The organism is Chitinophaga sp. (genome assembly GCF_017745275.1).
Classification (GTDB): Bacteria; Bacteroidota; Bacteroidia; order Chitinophagales; family Chitinophagaceae; genus Chitinophaga.
Map to the genome: position 1 here is coordinate 1,374,572 of NZ_JAGHZS010000001.1, position 17,444 is coordinate 1,392,015.

Consider the following 17,444-nt stretch of genomic DNA (forward strand, 5'->3'; position numbering starts at 1 on the left):
ATGCTTTATGCTTTATGCTTTCTGCTTAATACACATCAAACCACACCTTAGTCGTAAGCAGATCCGCTCCCTGACGGGCTACAGCCGCTTTATAGTTTTTGCCGTTCAGTGCCTGCTCGCTCGAAGGATAGGTTAAACGCAGGGGCATTTTGCCTTGCAGTGCACCGGTATAAGCTGGCGTGAGCTGGGGATAATCCAGTCTTCTCCACTCTGCAAAAGCTTCCAGGCCTTCGCTGAACAATGCCAGCCACTTTTGATCTCCAATGGATTTTTTATAGTTATTGGGATCGTAAGTAACGGAGGGTTGTGCCAGGTAATCGTCTACCAGTTTACCTGTAATACCATACTGTTTGAAAGAAGCACGGATAGCCTGTTGATAAAGACCTGCCGCATCACCGTTGATCAGGCCACGTTGCGCAGCTTCTGCCAGGATGAATAATTGCTCAGCATAGGTAAATATCCACGCAGGCGCCTGGGTGGCAGTAAATGCCGCGCCTACATCGGATGTTTTGCTGAAACCCAACCGGGCTGCGGAATCCGAGGGCAAACCATTAGTTACTCCTACGTAATCAGTGGAACCCGGTTCTTTAGGCAATGCTGCGTATATGCTTAACCGTGGGTCCTTCAATGCTTTTAACCTGTCGATCACTGTTTTACTGATCCGGTAATCGTTCCTCGTTTCCCTGTTTCTGCCTACCGGGTTCTGGTTAGGCGAGGTGAGATAAATCAACCTTGCTTCCCGATCAGAAGGTCCCAGCAGGAAGTTGCCTTCTGCTGCCAGTTCGGCGAATACAGCTTTGGCTGCTTCAGGATCACGGTCGGCAATACGTAAAGCGATGCGGCTGCGTAATCCATTAGCAAATCGTTTCCAGCCATTCATATCGCCGGCAAATAAAGAGTCGCCCTGGATAGGATTAGTGCCGGGTGTAATAATTTGAGCGGCGCCTTTTAACTCCGCCAACAAGCCTCTGTATACGGTCTTCTGGCTATCGTATACCGGCGTGAGGTATTTCTCAATATTGGCCGACTGAGAATAAGGAATATCTCCGTACAGATCTGTTAGCAACTGAAAGATCCAGCTGCGCATAATAATGCCTGCTGCCTTATAGTTAGGGTTATGCAGGCTATCTCCAAGCTGTGACAGTGTGGTAAAATCCTGTATTCCCTGTGCATAGAAATTACTCCAAACGGATTGAATATTGGTAGATGCCGGGATATAACGGTCCGGGTCAGGGTATTGAATTTTAGCCCAGTACTGAATATACAACAGGGAAGTTTCCATGGCGGCATCCGTTCCCCAGTAGGTATCTACGTTCGCCTTAATACCATTGCTCAACAGGTAGTCTGGCTCAACGGTAGTTGGCTCGTTTGGATTGATATTGGTACGCTCCAGGTCTTTCTGGCAACTAGCCAGTAAGGTGGCAGCAAATATGATATAGAAAGGTATCAGCAACTTTTTCATGATCGGTCAATAGTTAAAATGAAACATTCAGGTTAATGCCAAAGCTGCGCGTAGTAGGTATCTGCAGTGTTTCCAATCCTTGTCCATTGCCGGTATTAAAGGCGGTTTCCGGATCAATATTGGGAGTATGCTTGTTCAGGTATCCAAGGTTTCTGGCTACCAGTGCAACTTTCACGGCCTGCAAGCCCCATCTTCCTACGATAGACGCCGGCAAAGTATAACCCAGTTTAATTTCACGCAGCTTCACAAAGGAGCCATCGTATACGGCGCTTTCATTGAGATTGCTGCTGTACACTGCTTTGTAATAAGTTTGTGCGCCCAGAATAGCAGTATTCTTTTTCCCATCGGCTGTGTAACCATCAAATATAATCCCGTCGTGCTTCACGGTAGCGCCGCCAGGTGCGGTGGCGTTATGATCCGGCAACTGGATGTTTTGTCCGGTGGCATTTGTGTAATAAGGCAGGCCGCCGTGTTCCTGGTCGCGACCCGGCATAGTAGCTGCCAGCACACCTGTTCCCATACCGGTTGAGTTAGTACCCGACCAGATGGAGCCTCCTTGTTTGGTATCAATCAGCACACTCAGGTTAAAGCCTTTGAAGCTGAAATTATTATTCACACTACCCGTCCATTTCGGGGTATAGTAGCCCAATATCTTTTTATTAGGATCTACGGATGGTGTACCATCTGCGTTCACCAGGATCCGGTTCTCGCTATCTCTTTTGTAAGCCGTGCCATAAAGTGCGCCATAACGCTGGCCGGTAGTGGCTAACACCTGGATATTACCGGAGCTGCCTAATACATAGTTCTGCAAAAATCCGTCTGCATCAAGTGCTAGTACTTTACTCACGTTACGTGCATAATTCACGTTCACGTCCCAACGAAACCCGGAGCGGGTAGAGATGGGTGTCAGTCCCAACATCACTTCCACGCCCTGGTTGCTGATTTCCCCGGTGTTCAGTAATTTTTTCAGGTAACCGGTAGTGGGACTTACATCCGCCAGCAGTATCTGGTTGCGGCTATGAGAATTGTAGTAAGTCAGATCCAGCCGGATGCGATTATCCACAAATCCTGCTTCCACGCCAAATTCTGTAGAGGTGGTGATTTCCGGTTTGAGGTTTTTATTCAAGAATTTATCGGACACTGTTTGCAGCGGGAAAGAGCCAAAGGGTTGGCTAAAGGGATAGGTATTGATCAATTGGTAAGGATCAGTATCCTTTCCTACCTGTGCCCAACCTCCGCGTACTTTCAACAACGACAGTGTGTTGCTTTGTATATGCAGAGCTTCTGATAACACCACGCTGGCATTGGCAGAAGGGTAGAAATAAGAGTTGCTTCCTGATGGCAACGTGGAAGACCAGTCGTTACGCGCTGTTAAGTTCAGGAATGCATAGTTGCGGAAACCTATTTGTGCAGAGGCAAAACCGCTGTATACTTTTTGGCGGTTGAGCAGGCTGTTGGATATAAACGGATCGCGTGAGTTGTTGAGTGTATACACACCTTTCACCGCCAGTTTAGGCGCCTGTTGGTAGTTTTGTTCCAACTGATTGGTGCGCAGGTTAGCGCCGGCCAATACATCGAAATCAAAGTCGCTGCCTACTTTCTTCTTTGCATTCAGGGTGAATTCACCATTGGTTTCACTCACCGTATAGGCGTCTTCGGTATAGGAACCAAATGGCGTACCGTTGGTATAGTAAGCTATTTTATACTTGCGCCTGTCTGTATAATAATCAGTACCCAGGCGGAAGTTGGCGGTGAGCCAGTCGAGCACCTGGTATGATAACCGGGCGTTTCCGAGGAAACGGTTACGCAGGAGTCCTACGGTATTTTCATTTTGAATCCAGTATGGGTTGCTGTAGTAGCTATGGTTCCAGTTGTAGTCGGTGCCATCCGGATTCTTATAATTTTTCAGCTTGCTTACATCTACCTGGCGGCCAAACCAGATGAACTGTAAGGTAACGCTGTTACCACGTCTGCCGTCTACACCGGGCAGGTTATCAGCTGCGCTGCGTATATAGTCAGCGTAAGTGCTGAGTGTGAGTTTGGGTGTAATACGGAAAGTATTGCTGGCGGTAAATGTATTCCGCGTGATACCGGTGTTCGGCAGAATGCCTTCCTGCTTGGTGTTATTATAAGAGAAGCGATAATCCAGTTTCTCGTTTGTACCACCTACCGATAAACCGTTATTCAGCGTATAGCCGGTAACGTAGAAATCTTTCACATTGTTTGGATGCGGTACAAAGGGCACAGCTTCCCCGTTGGAGAAAAACTGGGGAATCAGGCGGCCATCCATTTTAGGGCCCCAGCTTTCATCCACGCCATCGTTGATACCGCCGCCTTTACCGTCTTTATAAGAAAATTGTCCGCCGGTACCTTGACCGTAGCTATTCTGAAAGTCGGGCAGGATCAGCACTTTATCCATGGTAACGCCGGAGTTCACGGTGATACCCAGGCCTCCTTTAGTATCTTTACCGGTTTTTGTTTTGATGACGATTACACCGCTGGAAGCGCGGGAGCCGTACAATGCTGCGGCGTTAGGGCCTTTCAATACGCTGATGGAAGCGATATCGTCCGGGTTTACATCAGAGATAGCGTTGGCAAAGTCGCGGCCGGTACCGATTCCGAGCTGGCTGTTATCTACCGGCATCCCGTCCAGTACAAACAGGGGTTGGTTATTACCAGCGATAGAGGTTTCGCCGCGGATCACAATACGGGAAGAACCGAGGTTACCCTGGCTGTTCGTTACCTGTACCCCTGCTATCTTTCCGGACAATGCGTTGACCAGGTTCGTTTCTTTGGCTTCAGAAATATCTTTGGATTTCAGTTCCTGCACGGCGTATCCGAGTGATTTCTTTTCGCGGGAAATACCAAGTGCAGTCACCACCACTTCATCCAGTTTCCGGTTATTATTTTCGAGGGAGATATTAATCACCTTGTTGCTGCCGACCACTGCAAGCGTAGTCTGGAAACCAATTGAAGAAATTTGTAGTGTGTCATTTACGTTTGCGCTGATGGTATATTTCCCATCCGGATCGGTTTGTGTACCATGACTTTTTCCTTTCAACTGTATAACAGCGCCGGGTATGCGTTGTGCATCGGAACGGGAGGTAACTACCCCACTCACCCTGACTTCCTGGGCAATACTCTGCTGCAGCCACAGTAGCCCTGGCAGCAGGCATAATAGCCTTTTTACGTAGTTCATGCTTAGTACTTAGTTTATTAGTTGATTTAGATCTTTGCGGAGCATGGTTGTCCCGTTACACCGTTCCGATTTTGGCATTTATTTGTTGGCGTATGATGGTTTGGTATGATATCAGGGGCAAAATTAAGGCACAAATATTAATCTACAAAATTTATAGACTAAATAGATTTAATAAAGCGAATATTGTCTGTGGCAGGATGATACTGATTTTTATTTTTGATTTAGGGAGAGAAGAAAGATAGTAATGAATAATATCTGCTTATATCTCTGCTTTATTTATCTTACAAAATCAAAAAAATAAAAATCAGTATCATCCTGCCAAAGACAAAAGATCGCGACCATACGCTATAGATTCAGCAATTTCTTCAGCTCTGCTTTACAGTCTTCGATGTTTTGCCAGATTTGTCTGTCCTGGCATACCGTACCTTTATACTTAATAGACACTTTGGTTTTGCGCAAAATCACCTGGTAATATTCGGGTGCATCGGGAGAGTTTTCCCAGGTAATTTTTCCGCCTTCTTCAATGCCACCGGCGAGTTTGTCTTCTATAACAGCATTTACTTTTTTTCGCATGTTCTCTGCAAAATCGTAGCTGACCTCTGTTTTCACGAGGCAGGTAGAATCTTTCCTGGCTGGTGTCTGATGGGAGGCGCTCGCCTGTTGACGTGAGATACATAGCAAAACAGCACTGGCTGCGAGCAGCAGTAACGGGAATTTAATAATAGGTTTCATAACAAGTATAGATTAAGGGAACGTTGGAGAATAGGTATATAACAAGTCCGTAAGATGCTTTCTTAGATTTTGGTTGCTGGTACTAACTCATTATTAAAATAACATATTTATCTCACTCCACAAAATAAATGCGGGGGATCGTAGGGGTAAAAGTAAGATGGGGTGTCTTCCTAACAGGTCATTGATATTGCTGCTGCAGATTCAGGAGGATTTTTCTCCCTGCATCGCTCAGGCCCGTCAGGCTATCCGTTGGCATAAAATGGCGTTTAAAGGCCATGATGGCGGCGGACGAATCTTTTACATCGTAACCGATAATACGAAGGGCCAGTAATGGGTTAAAAGATTCAGGCACTACGGTGGCGCTGGTGTCTTTATACCAGAGGCCGAAACCTTTTTCAGACAATTGTTGCCAGGGAAAGAATGCGCTTGGATCTACTTTTCTACCGGGAGCAATATCACCATGGCCTACGAAGTTAGCAGCAGGAATATTATAGCGGTGCTGCAGGGTATCCAGTAATACAAGCAGGCTGCTGATTTGCGCAGAGTCAAAGGGTTCGTGTCCGTTATTGTCCAATTCTATACCAATGGAAGAAGAGTTAATATCGGTCAGGTTGCCCCATTTGGCGATGCCTCCGTGCCAGGCCCGGAGATAGTCATTGAGCATATGGTGGATGGCACCATTGCGGCATATAACGTAGTGAGCGCTTACCTGGGTTTTCTCCATGGTAAACGTTTTCAGTGTTTGTTCACACGAATTCTGAGCTGTATGATGAATGATAACGAGATTAGGTTTACGCATATTGAAATTAATGGTGCCTACCCAGGATGGGGCAGCTACGCCATTGGCGCCGGCCAGCTCTCCGGGTTGTTGCCGCAGCGTTTTCGCATAGGACTTCGCATGCTGCCGGTACACCTTATTGGTGCCGGCATACGGGTTACGCGCGCAATATGCAAAGCCACCAATTACGGCTATCAGGCAACTATATTTTATAAAAAGAGATATGGTCTTCATCGGTATCTGTTAAAGTTTACACAAGACTACCAGATAAAGATACTAAATGAACCGATCCGTCGTTTTTTTCACGGATACTATGAAAAGTGTTCTTTAAAATATATATTTACGTTTTCAATAATACTTTTCGGAGTATCAAAAACCTGTGCTACATTGTCGTTTATTGCCTACAACTTACTGTTACCGCTGATTTACGCGTTATCGCTATTGCCATTCCGTGTACTTTACCTGGTGTCTGACGCAGTATATGTGCTGTTGTTTTATGTGCTGGGCTACCGTAAAAAAGTAGTGCTCCAGAACTTGCGTAATTCCTTTCCGGAAAAGAGCGATGCGGAAATTAACCGCATCTGTAAAGATTTCTATCATTATCTGTGCGATCTTTTCCTGGAAACATTTAAAACACTCACCATCAGCAAATCCGCTATGGTAAAGCATTGCAGCTTCACACCGGCTACAGTGGAGTTGTTTAACCGCCTGGAAGCGGAGAAAAAAAGTGTTGTGCTCGTGATGGGGCATAAAGGGAACTGGGAATGGGCAGGCAATACCTTCAGCATCCTGTGCCGTCAGCAGTTGTATGTTATTTACCATCCGCTGGCCAACAAACATTTCAATGGTTTAATGTACCGCATGCGTACCCGCTTTGGCACTAAACTGATTGCCATGCAGGATACCTTCCGCGATATGGTGCAAAACCGTGGCGAAGTAAATGCTACGGCTTTCATCGCAGATCAGGCTCCACAGCCTAAAACAGCCCAATGGCTCAATTTCCTCCACCAGGACACCCCTGTGTTCAAGGGTACGGAGAAAATAGCGCAGAAAATGAACTACCCGGTAGTATATGTTACCGTACAACGTTTAAAAAGAGGATATTATACTGTTAGCGCAGAACTGCTCACCGCCACTCCCGCAGAAGAAAAAGACGGGGCTATCACGGCGGCGCATACACGTAAACTGGAAGAAGATATCGTTTCACAGCCAGCTACCTGGCTGTGGTCACATAAACGGTGGAAACATAAACGTCCTGCCGTTATTTAATCGTACATCAAGAACAACTTTAGAAAAGCTTACCTAACTAACTGTATGCTGGAAGGAAAAGAACTGATCCTGGCTACCAAGCCATATGCGCGCGAAGACAGGGCCAAAAGCTGGCGCTGCACCTTGTCAACATTATCACTGTTGGTTTTATCACTAACCGGTACCCTGCTATTACCACACCTGGCATTACAACTGCTGGCCAGCATCCTGTCAGGATTGCTGATCGTCAGGATGTTTGTAATTTATCATGATCACCAGCACCACGCCATCCTGCATAATTCCAGGATAGCAGAAGCCATTATGCTCACTTTTGGCATCTACGTATTGGCACCTTCCAGTATCTGGAAACGTTCGCACGACTATCATCATAAACATAATTCCAAACTTTTCAGCGCCAGTATCGGATCTTATCCCATCATCACCCGCAAAAAATTTGAATCCATTACACCAGCCGAAAGACGCACTTATTTGTTCAGCCGTCACCCATTGACTATTGCAGGAGGATACCTCTCCATGTTTATGCTCGGGATGTGTGTACAATCATTTTTGAGCAGTCCGCGTAAACACCTGGATTCCTTATTAGCGCTTATCATCCACATTGGAGGCAGCGCTGCAGTGATATATTTCCTGGGATGGCAAAGCTGGATGCTTTTTATCCTTATTCCGTTTACCATTGCCTGCGGAATAGGCGCGTACCTCTTTTATGCGCAGCATAATTTTCCGGGTGTAACTTTCAACGTTAACCAGGAATGGTGCTATGATAAGGCCGCATTACTATCTTCCAGCCACATGCTCATGAACCCGGTAATGACATGGTTTACCGGTAACATCGGCTATCATCATATTCATCACCTTAATGCTCGTATTCCTTTCTATCGTTTGCCGGAAGTAATGAAGGCGATACCCGCCTTACAAAATGCCAAAACCACTACGCTGAGCCTGCGCGATATACGCGCCTGCTTCCTGTTGAAGGTTTGGGATCCGGAACAGGACAGGATGATCAGCCTGGCGGAAGTTCGCGCTATCAGGTCAGCTCAATTGATGACGAAGCCCGATCCTGTAATAGTTGCCGGATAATTCGTTTTCTCGTTTCCAGTGTCAGCTGGGTAATTTCTTTTGCTTTTTGCAGTACGGGCAATCCGGCTGTATTGGGAGAACCCGCTCTGAATGGAGGTTCGGGATTATATTCCAGTTGCAGTTGCACTACTTTTGCCAGCTCCTCACCTCCTATGATGGCGGTAAGCTGCAGCCCGAAATCAATACCGGCGGTTACCCCGCCGCCGGTGATGCGATTCCTGTCGCGCACCACCCGTTCTTCGATCGTTTCCACACCAAACATCCGCAGTAGCTCCAGCGAACGCCAGTGTGTGGTTGCCTTATAGCCATCCAGTAATCCGGCAGCCGCCAGCACCAGCGCACCGGTACATACGGAAGTGATATACTTTGCCTTCACCGCCTGTTCACGCAGAAATTGCAGCACCGGCTGATCTGTCAGCAACGCATTAATTCCCCTCCCACCGGGTACAAAAATGATATCCAGCTGTGGACAATCCGCCATCGCAATATCCGGTTGCAGGGTTAACCCTCCTTCCGCACGAATGGGCGCCCTGGTAGCGCCGATAATCAATACTTCAAAACAGGGCGCTTTGATAAATACATCATAGGGGCCTGTAAAATCGAGGATTGTTAACTCAGGGAATAGTAACATCCCTACTTTTAATTTTTGCATACATGGAGCTTTAAATGCCCTACAATAATAATGCAGCGGGCTGTAAACAGAGAGCAGAACAATTATTATTCCTGCAAGCGATAATGTCCTGAAAGGTTTCTATAATGGCCGAAATACAACTGGTACGGCTGCGAAGTGTTGCCCGGGCAGCTACACTAACGGTGCTGGTCATACGTATTCGCAGGTACGGCTTGCTGCAATGCCGCTATTTCTTCCGGCAGCAGTGCAGGCGCCTGCACTGCACGCAGTGCATCTTCCAGTTGCGCTACGGTGCGTATCCCTACTACAGCGCTGCTGACAACTGGTTGCTGTAATACGAAGCGCAGGGCCGTTTGCGCCGTATCACGGGCGGTATTACTGTGTGCCCTGATGGCAGCAGCAGCGGCGGCTACGTCCTCCGTTGTATAGTTGAGATAAGGTGCTGCAGGTTTATTTACCAGCAACCCTTTGGCTACGCTTCCTCTTGCCAGTACGCCGATATGGTTGTCCTGCAGCAACGGGAAACAGGTTTCTTCCGGGCGGCGATCCAGCAAGCTGTATTGCATCATCACACTAACGATGTGTGAGCGTTTCACGTATTCCCGGATGACATTCGGCCGGATAGAAGAGATCCCATAATGCCTGATTTTGCCCTGTTGTTTTAACAGTTCAAAAGCTGCAATACTGTCGTCTATCGGATCTTCCAGGGTACCGCCATGCAACTGGTACAAATCGATGTAATCAGTTTGCAGTCGCTTCAGGCTGCCTTCAACGGTGGCTAAAATATACTCTTTCCGTGGGTTCCAGCTCCAACTGCTTCCATCTTCATTCCATTGATTTCCTACTTTGGAGGCAATGATCACGTCGGCTCTTTTCTGCCGTAATGCTTTGCCTACGGTAATTTCGTTTTGTCCGTGCTCGTACAGGTCGGCGGTATCAAAGAAGTTAATACCCTGATCCACAGCGTGATGGAGCAGGCGTGTGGTGTCTGCATCGTCTTTACCGAGCGACATACAGCCAAATCCAATTTCACTGATGGCCAGGTCTGATTTTCCGAGGAAACGATATTGCATGATAACCGGGTTTTACAATGTTCATGATGAGCGCTTCCAGGGAAGGCCGTTTAAACGAAGTTATAGCCAAATCTTCCATTTTTCATATAAATCCGGTATTAAAATAAAGGGGTTTGCTTTGATAAACAGCCCCTGTTGTAAATTTGCGTCCACCTCATTGAGTCACGTTGTACTAACCGCTACTATTGGCAGCAATTACCATGTCTGTGAAATAATAGGGCCGCCTGGAAAAACAGCCCCTTTTTTTAGTATGTCCGATCCATTGTATATTCATCACTCCTGACCTGGTAAGGTGTATAAAGGAACCACCTGGAAAGATGGCCCCTTACCTTCCCAAATCTAAATACCCGTTGTAAAGAACACGTTATATATAGAAGACCGTTTTAGCGGCCTGTTTTTTAAATAAAGGGACCGCCTGGATAAACAGTCCCTGGATTCCGAATCAATCGCAGCATAAATGACCTTGCATTATTTACACTGTGAGGGTTTTAACATATGGCGTTTACTACATTTTTATAGGTACAATAAGCCGATAGGTATCCGCCTATTGATAAGTTTCATATGGGGACCGCTTAGACAAACGGTCCTGTGCTTAAAGCTTCCATCGTGTATGTTGCACTCCAATTCCCTTGTAAATCCCTTCATTTGTCGCTGTCATCTGCGCTTTTCGCGCTTATCATCATTCGCTGTCATCATTCATTTCCGGCTTATGCTCACTACAAACAGGGGGGACTACCTGAATAAGTGGTCCCGTTGTACTTGTTGCAAAGACGATAACTATGATCATCCTTTTTATCAGGAAAAAACGGACTGTCTGGATAAACAGTCCCCCGTTTAAACTATCACCCTTTGTGATGAGCTGTTATGGTTAACTAAGCAGGTAACAAACAATGATAAAATTGCTGACTGAATAGATGATATATCACTCCCACCCCGGCAGATTGCCGAAAAATTCCGTTGATGCCGCACACGACTGCGTAGTTATTTTTTATGAGAGGTAATGATTTTTCTATTCCAGGCAAAGTACCGGTACCCCGGATGGTGTCCGGATTTTAAAGCAGATACAGAGCAGGCTTTTACCACTACATTCACTACCACCAGTACATTCAATACCTTGTTTAATTCAATACAAAAAGGAATAGATGATAATGATAATTACCAAGAAAAGTACAGGTCTGATATTTCCTGTTGAACAAAAAAGATTGCATATGAGTTAGGTTTCAATTTTAGTTTTATCTACAATGAAGGGTTAAGCATTTCATTGTATGATATGGTTAATCTTAGGTTTTTCCAGTTGGGTTAACTGTTACTTAAAGGTTTATCAATCTGGCGCAGACAAACTAAAAAAAAGCATTCAGGGTATAATCTCTCAACGATATCGATCGTTACAATGCAAAGGTATGGCACTACACCATACAAAAAACACCTTTTACCCCCATTTTCCGAATGAATGAGAATGAACAGACTAGAAAATTATTGAATAAAAAGAAACGCCTGTAAGTCAAAAAATTAACGTATAAAAATTGGTGAATTGATCAGAATTGATAAATGAGGTGTATATTCAATTAGCATATTTCATACATACTTTAACGTTAGTACCGTCATCCATGCAAGCACAAATAACAGGGGCCTTTTATGGTATAGCTATTGGCGATGCCCTGGGCGTACCAGTGGAATTCAAAACGCGTAGCTATCTCTCCCAAAATCCTATCCTCACTCTTACCGGCTATGGTTGCTGGAATCAGCCACCGGGCACCTTTTCAGACGACTCTTCCTTGACGTTTTGCACAGCGGAAAGCCTGCTCACCGGATACGATATTTCCCATATGGCACAAACCTTTGTCCGCTGGGCGCAACAGGGCTATTGGGGTGCACACAATGAAGTGTTCGACATCGGGCATACTACCCGCCGGGCATTGCAAAGAGTAGCCACCGGGACCTCTCCGCGGGTGAGCGGTGGGTTTGAAGAATTTGAAAACGGCAACGGCTCCCTGATGCGCATGATACCCATCGCTTTTTTCCTGCTGAAAGAAGCGGATATCCATTTGCGTTACCAGGTGATTAAAGAAGTATCTGGTATCACGCATCAACATTTCCGCTCCGTACTAGGTTGCTTTATTTATGTGGAATTTGTTCGTACACTGCTGCTGGGTGGAGATATGCAGGAAGCCTACCTGCAGATGCAACGATCCGTAAATGCCTATGTAGCCCAACAATCCTTTAGTACTGCTGAACTAAAACATTACGAGCGAATTTTACAACAGCAGATCGCCGGCTTTTCTGAACAACAGATAAATAGCTCCGGTTATGTAGTGCATACGCTGGAAAGCGCGCTCTGGTGCCTGCTGAACACCAGCGATTATACCTCCTGCGTATTGCGCGCAGTGAACCTGGGCGGCGATACGGATACTACCGCAGCCGTAGCTGGCGCTGTGGCCGGATTACATTACGGAATAAATAATATTTCCCCGGAATGGATTAACCAGGTGGCAAAAAGTGCAGAAATCGAACAATTAGCCAGCCGTTTCGCAGTCGTCATTAATACCACCAGTCCCCTGTAAATACAGGGGTTTAAAACCGGCCGCATTTTTGCACATAATAGTTGTTCAGTTAAACTTTTCGTCCCTTTTACCGTCCAATAGATGACTGGAAATAGTGGATTTGTTAAGAGGATTACAACTTAATGTTAAGAAAATGAAAAACAGATTTTATATACTGTTTGTGCTGATCGGCCTCCTGGGCACATTTACAGTAAGCAGCGCTGACGCACAACGGCATGGTGGCGGCGGTGGCCATTTCGGAGGTGGCGCCCACATAGGCGGCAGTCACTTCGGCGGAGGCGGTCATTTCAGCGGAAGAGTCTATTCTTCACAACGGATCTCATCCCCGAGAATGACGGCGCCCATCAACAGAGGCTATTACCACGGCTACCGCCCGGGTTACTACTATGGCCACGGTTTCTATGGAAGGCCTTACTACCGGTACTACAGACCGTATTATAATCCGTTCTTTCCCCGTTTAGGTATATATGTATCCACCTTGCCTTTTGGTTATTTCTCCCTGGGAGCAGCCTTTGGTCCGATGTACTATTACGGAGGTTCCTACTATCAATCTACCGGCGATAACAGAGGCTACAAAGTGGTAGAAGCGCCTATAGGTGCGGCTGTACCAGACTTACCGGATGGTGCACAGGAAATAACAGTAGATGGAAACACCTATTATGAATTGAACGGTACCTATTACCAGGAAACCATGACAGATAACGGCAGACGTTATATTGTAGTAGGTAAAAATGGTAAGATCGGCGACAAAACAGTAACAGTTACTGATCAGGGTAACAATAACACCCCGGATAATGAAGCCGGCAATAATACAGATAATGGCATGATTTCACAATTGCCGGATAATTGCCGCACCGTAAATATCAACGGTCAGCAATACTTTTTATCACCAGACGGCATGTATTATCAGTCTGTTTTAAACAGCGATAATTCCATCGCAGGGTATAAAGTAGTGGGTAAAATGAATGCCGATAATTAAAACGATAGTTGTTATTCAGTTTAACAAAAGAGCCGGTTTTTCAACCGGCTCTTTTCATTTATATCAGTTACCAGCTGCTGCTGGCTCCTCCACCGCCGGATGATCCACCTCCCCAATCTGAAGACGAGGAAGAACTGGAAAAACTACTGGAGGAAGAAGATGAGGAGGAGGAGGAAGAAGATTCTACCAGTTTGGCAATTGTAAACCGGTAGTCATGTTTAAACCCACAGGCCGCACAGGTATAAGGAATAATTCCCCAGCCTTCGGAAGTGTAGGTAGCGGACTTTTTCGTTAACACCGCCCCTTTCTGATAGCTTATATGCGCACAGGAAGGGCATTGCGCCACTTGTGAACGCATATTGGTATAATTCAATATTGTTTTATTACCACAGGTATCACAGCCCCATACATCGTAATCTACCGAATGCAGTCCTTCTTCGATCACCTGCTTTTTATCCAGGAATTGATCGTCTGCCTCTTCATCCAGTTTATGCATAGGCTTCAGGCAGTGGTGGCAGTCGTACGGATCATTGCGTAAATGCGCCATGCGCCGCTGCAGCAAAGCCACGTATAACCAGAGGAAAGGCAGCGGGAAAGGATATTTGGCGCGACTGAAATCCCGGTACAGTACGGCCAGCTGCAACCACTTTTCATGACGATCTTTCCCCCTCAGCATAATGGCTGCACGCATGGAAATAATCAATGCCGCTACGTGTATAAACACTACCCAGGTAACGTAGTAAATTACAAGGGTTTTGATAAATCCTACGTCCGTATGCCGCTGATGCGCCACGTAATAGATAATACCAAAAGCTGTCAGATGCAGTAATACCTGCCCTATCCATCCCGGGCGGAGAAATTCGTTCTGGTATTCCGATACAAGGATAGGCTCCGCGTCAACTGCCCTATTTTTGCGCTTCTTACCAAAGAAAATGTACATCATTAACGCGGATACAATGATCCAGAAAACGATCCCAATAAAGGAAAAATCGCCGGTGTAGGAATAGGAATTACCGGAAGATGAAGAAGGATCACCGGAGGAGGTATAAGTACCTGCATAAGGTTGCGGCTCTGCATAGGTCACGTTATCACTGTCGCCAGCATCGGCGTTGGCAACGGCACTATCGGCCGCAGCGTCATCAGTGGCCGGCATGTTAGGAGAAATATCCACTACCGGGCCAGTTACCGATGGCATTAACGAACCATCTGCCGCCGGCATGTCTGGTAACTGCGTGTAGGCGTAGTTTCCGTTGTTAAACAAAGATGCTACTGATTGAATACCATCTGTAAAAGCGGCATCATAGTTATGCTCCTTGATACGTGGAATCATATATTCCTGCTGGATACGAAAACAAATAAGGTCGGGCATATCTGCTTCTATCCCTTTACCCGTCTCAAATTCCAGCTTACGGGCATCTTCTACCATCAGGATCAGTAAGCCGTTATTCTTCTCTTTATCTCCTATTTTCCAATAGTTGAATAATTGATGAACGAAATCGCGGGTATCATTGTTGCCGATGCTACGCAATACTACCACGCCCACCTGCACTTTACCGGCATTATCCAGTAACGCGAGTTTCGCATTTAATTCGTTCACTGTTGCATCAGTAATCAAATGGTCCGGATTACTGACATAGCCGCCGCCCGTTTTCTTGGGGTCCGGCACATCTGCTACGGTATACTTCTGTTGTTTGCTCTGGTCACATGAAACAAAAAATATAAACAGCCATGCTAACAATACACTCTTCAAAAAATATGGTGGTTGCTTCATTTGGGATACATTCTGCCCCTAAGATATGTTTATTTAACTTTTCATTTAAACAGAAACGAGTATTTTAATTCCACGATGAAGCCCGTTTTCGCCATCCTCACACTACTATTCTGCTTTGTGGTTACCCACTGCCTGGCGCAGGAGAAGCCCAAAGACACGGCCGTTAAACCGCCGGTACAGCTCAAAACAGTACATATCGTCCAGTATCATTTCTTTAAAGATTCGTTGGCATTCCGGAAAGAATACGGGCGGGAGCTCACTTTCAGGCGTCCTAAGTGGTATGAAGTATATACCGGGATGGCGTTAAATATCAATAACCTGTACAAGGTGACACAGTTTAAGAAGAATAATAAGAAAATCGCGCTTAAACACTTCCTACTGAATAAAGAGCAGGAAATGTTCGTGAGCCGCACCTATACCCCCTCCCTGGTTAACAAAGTAACAAAGCTGGACAGCGACAGCCTCCAACTTTTCATGCAATACTATACTCCTGCCTATTCATTTATAAAGGACGCCTCTGATTATGACCTGTATGTAGAGATCAAAAAGCAATACGAGGCATTCCTGAAAACCCGCGACAGCCTGCCAACTCAACCATAAATTCATTTCTTTCATGCGGGCTGCGGCTAAAAAATACTATATTTCCATGTCCTTACGTTTTACTAATTACTGTCCTAACCGGGCAGTATAGTAAAGGTGTTGATAAGATTACATAAATTAGTGATCTCAAACCCTTTAACGTTGTTATTAGTTTTAAAGATGATCAATACAGCTCTCATGAAAAGGTTTTCCATACTGGTTGCCCTCTTCGTTCCGGTATTGCTGAACGCGCAGGCGAAACTCAGCCAAACCGTGATAGACGACTTCTCCAACCGGGTAGCCGCCCACTACCAATTACCCCATGATTCCATTACCGGCTACATTGCAGAACAGCTCACCCGCAGCGGTAATGCCGGTCTGGATATAGATTCTACTGTTTTTGATCTGAAAAAAGATCCTACGGCTTTTGATGCAGCCCTGAAATACCTGTACCAGTACAGCGACTGTAACCGCCAGCGGTTTATTGCCAACCTGCGTAGTATGGAGCTGCAAACCAACAGCGTGTTTCCCATCGCCACCTATACTGCCAATAAATTTAAGGGAGATGTAAAGGCCCTGATGGACGATAAAAAAGATTTTCTGACCACCTATACCGGCCCTGTTACCGGCAAAAAGCCACCTGCCACCATTGCAGAAGTAGCTGCTGCCAACCAGGCCGCAACCAGTGCACCGGCACATACCAGTGTGGATAACACCAGCGAATCCGCCGCCAGCAATAGTGTTGCCGAAGCAGGTAATACTACCGCCACTGCCGCAGCAGCACCGGCCGCAGATACCCGCAACTGGGAAGTACGTCCCCTGTTCCAGGTACGTAAACCAGAACAATTGCTGGAAATGTATGGCGCCAACAACGTTACCCAACACGACGCTATTAACCTGGCAGGCGACAAAGACGGAGAAGCTTACCTGATCTATCCTGATACAGACAATGAGCTGGAAGTACAGTTTGACGGCGATAATGGAAATATCCTGACCTTTTCCCATTATCCTTCCAAATGGAAATCACCATATGGCATCAAAGCCGGCGATCCCCTGGATAAACTCATCAAAGTAAATGGCCGTCCTTTTAAAATAAATGCTTTTGAATGGACCAACGGCGGCATGGTTTCCAGTTGGAACGGTGGCGCGCTGGAAGGCAAAGGCGTTGTTATTGTGCTGAAAGCCAACAATACTGGCGATCCCAAACAATACGACCAGGTAACCGGCGATAAAACTATCCGCTCGGACATGCCTGCCTTAAAGAAACTGGACGTAATTATTGAATCTGTAGCATTTAAAGCCGCTAACTAGTTGCACTTGTCGATCCGGATAA

Annotated in this window: 13 protein-coding genes; 6 read left to right on the forward strand and 7 right to left on the reverse strand. The window is 46.1% G+C overall.

Features of this window, described 5'->3' with window-relative positions:
* Nucleotides 1–25: 25 nt before the first annotated feature.
* The 4 genes from J7623_RS05535 to J7623_RS05550 form a co-directional block, all read right to left on the reverse strand.
* Nucleotides 26–1,462, reverse strand: coding sequence for a SusD/RagB family nutrient-binding outer membrane lipoprotein (locus J7623_RS05535; RefSeq protein WP_291918177.1), 1,437 nt, complete (start codon nt 1,460–1,462; stop codon nt 26–28).
* A 13-nt stretch (nt 1,463–1,475) separates the two neighbouring features.
* A complete protein-coding gene (locus tag J7623_RS05540) occupies nt 1,476–4,661 on the reverse strand; it encodes a SusC/RagA family TonB-linked outer membrane protein (protein WP_291918180.1) in 3,186 nt (1,061 codons plus the stop codon).
* Nucleotides 4,662–5,006: 345 nt separating this feature from the next.
* Nucleotides 5,007–5,393: a hypothetical protein gene (locus J7623_RS05545; RefSeq protein ID WP_291918183.1), complete on the reverse strand. Its 387-nt coding sequence runs from the start codon at nt 5,391–5,393 to the stop codon at nt 5,007–5,009.
* Nucleotides 5,394–5,571: 178 nt separating this feature from the next.
* Nucleotides 5,572–6,405 (reverse strand): N-acetylmuramoyl-L-alanine amidase, encoded by an 834-nt coding sequence (locus tag J7623_RS05550; protein ID WP_291918186.1) that lies wholly within the window; start codon nt 6,403–6,405, stop codon nt 5,572–5,574.
* A 153-nt stretch (nt 6,406–6,558) separates the two neighbouring features.
* Here J7623_RS05550 and J7623_RS05555 point away from each other — a divergent pair, with 153 nt between their 5' ends.
* Both J7623_RS05555 and J7623_RS05560 read left to right on the forward strand, forming a co-directional pair.
* A complete protein-coding gene (locus J7623_RS05555; RefSeq protein WP_291918189.1) occupies nt 6,559–7,440 on the forward strand; it encodes a lysophospholipid acyltransferase family protein in 882 nt (293 codons plus the stop codon).
* A gap of 45 nt (nt 7,441–7,485) precedes the next feature.
* Nucleotides 7,486–8,517: a fatty acid desaturase gene (locus J7623_RS05560; RefSeq protein WP_291918193.1), complete on the forward strand. Its 1,032-nt coding sequence runs from the start codon at nt 7,486–7,488 to the stop codon at nt 8,515–8,517.
* Here the strand turns inward: J7623_RS05560 and J7623_RS05565 are convergent.
* A complete protein-coding gene (locus J7623_RS05565; RefSeq protein ID WP_291918195.1) occupies nt 8,465–9,169 on the reverse strand; it encodes a DJ-1/PfpI family protein in 705 nt (234 codons plus the stop codon). The genes J7623_RS05560 and J7623_RS05565 overlap by 53 nt on opposite strands.
* A gap of 155 nt (nt 9,170–9,324) precedes the next feature.
* Nucleotides 9,325–10,221, reverse strand: a complete 897-nt coding sequence (locus tag J7623_RS05570) for an aldo/keto reductase (RefSeq protein ID WP_291918199.1) — start codon at nt 10,219–10,221, stop codon at nt 9,325–9,327.
* 1,607 nt (nt 10,222–11,828) lie between these two features.
* On the opposite strand from J7623_RS05570, the gene J7623_RS05575 reads away from it, so the two are divergent.
* On the forward strand, nt 11,829–12,782 hold the full coding sequence (locus tag J7623_RS05575) for an ADP-ribosylglycohydrolase family protein (protein WP_291918203.1): 954 nt from the start codon (nt 11,829–11,831) through the stop codon (nt 12,780–12,782).
* A 133-nt stretch (nt 12,783–12,915) separates the two neighbouring features.
* Nucleotides 12,916–13,761 carry a DUF6515 family protein gene (locus tag J7623_RS05580; RefSeq protein ID WP_291918206.1) on the forward strand — a complete coding sequence of 282 codons (846 nt, stop codon included), beginning with the start codon at nt 12,916–12,918 and terminating at the stop codon, nt 13,759–13,761.
* A 67-nt stretch (nt 13,762–13,828) separates the two neighbouring features.
* Here J7623_RS05580 and J7623_RS05585 read toward each other — a convergent pair whose 3' ends face one another.
* Nucleotides 13,829–15,532, reverse strand: coding sequence for a YgcG family protein (locus J7623_RS05585; protein WP_291918209.1), 1,704 nt, complete (start codon nt 15,530–15,532; stop codon nt 13,829–13,831).
* A 75-nt stretch (nt 15,533–15,607) separates the two neighbouring features.
* Here J7623_RS05585 and J7623_RS05590 point away from each other — a divergent pair, with 75 nt between their 5' ends.
* Together J7623_RS05590 and J7623_RS05595 are read left to right on the forward strand one after the other, a co-directional pair.
* The gene (locus tag J7623_RS05590) at nt 15,608–16,132 is read left to right on the forward strand and encodes a hypothetical protein (RefSeq protein WP_291918212.1); all 525 of its coding nucleotides are present in this window, start codon (nt 15,608–15,610) and stop codon (nt 16,130–16,132) included.
* Between the two features lie 177 nt (nt 16,133–16,309).
* The gene (locus J7623_RS05595) at nt 16,310–17,422 is read left to right on the forward strand and encodes a hypothetical protein (RefSeq protein WP_291918216.1); all 1,113 of its coding nucleotides are present in this window, start codon (nt 16,310–16,312) and stop codon (nt 17,420–17,422) included.
* The last annotated feature ends 22 nt before the right edge of the window (nt 17,423–17,444 follow it).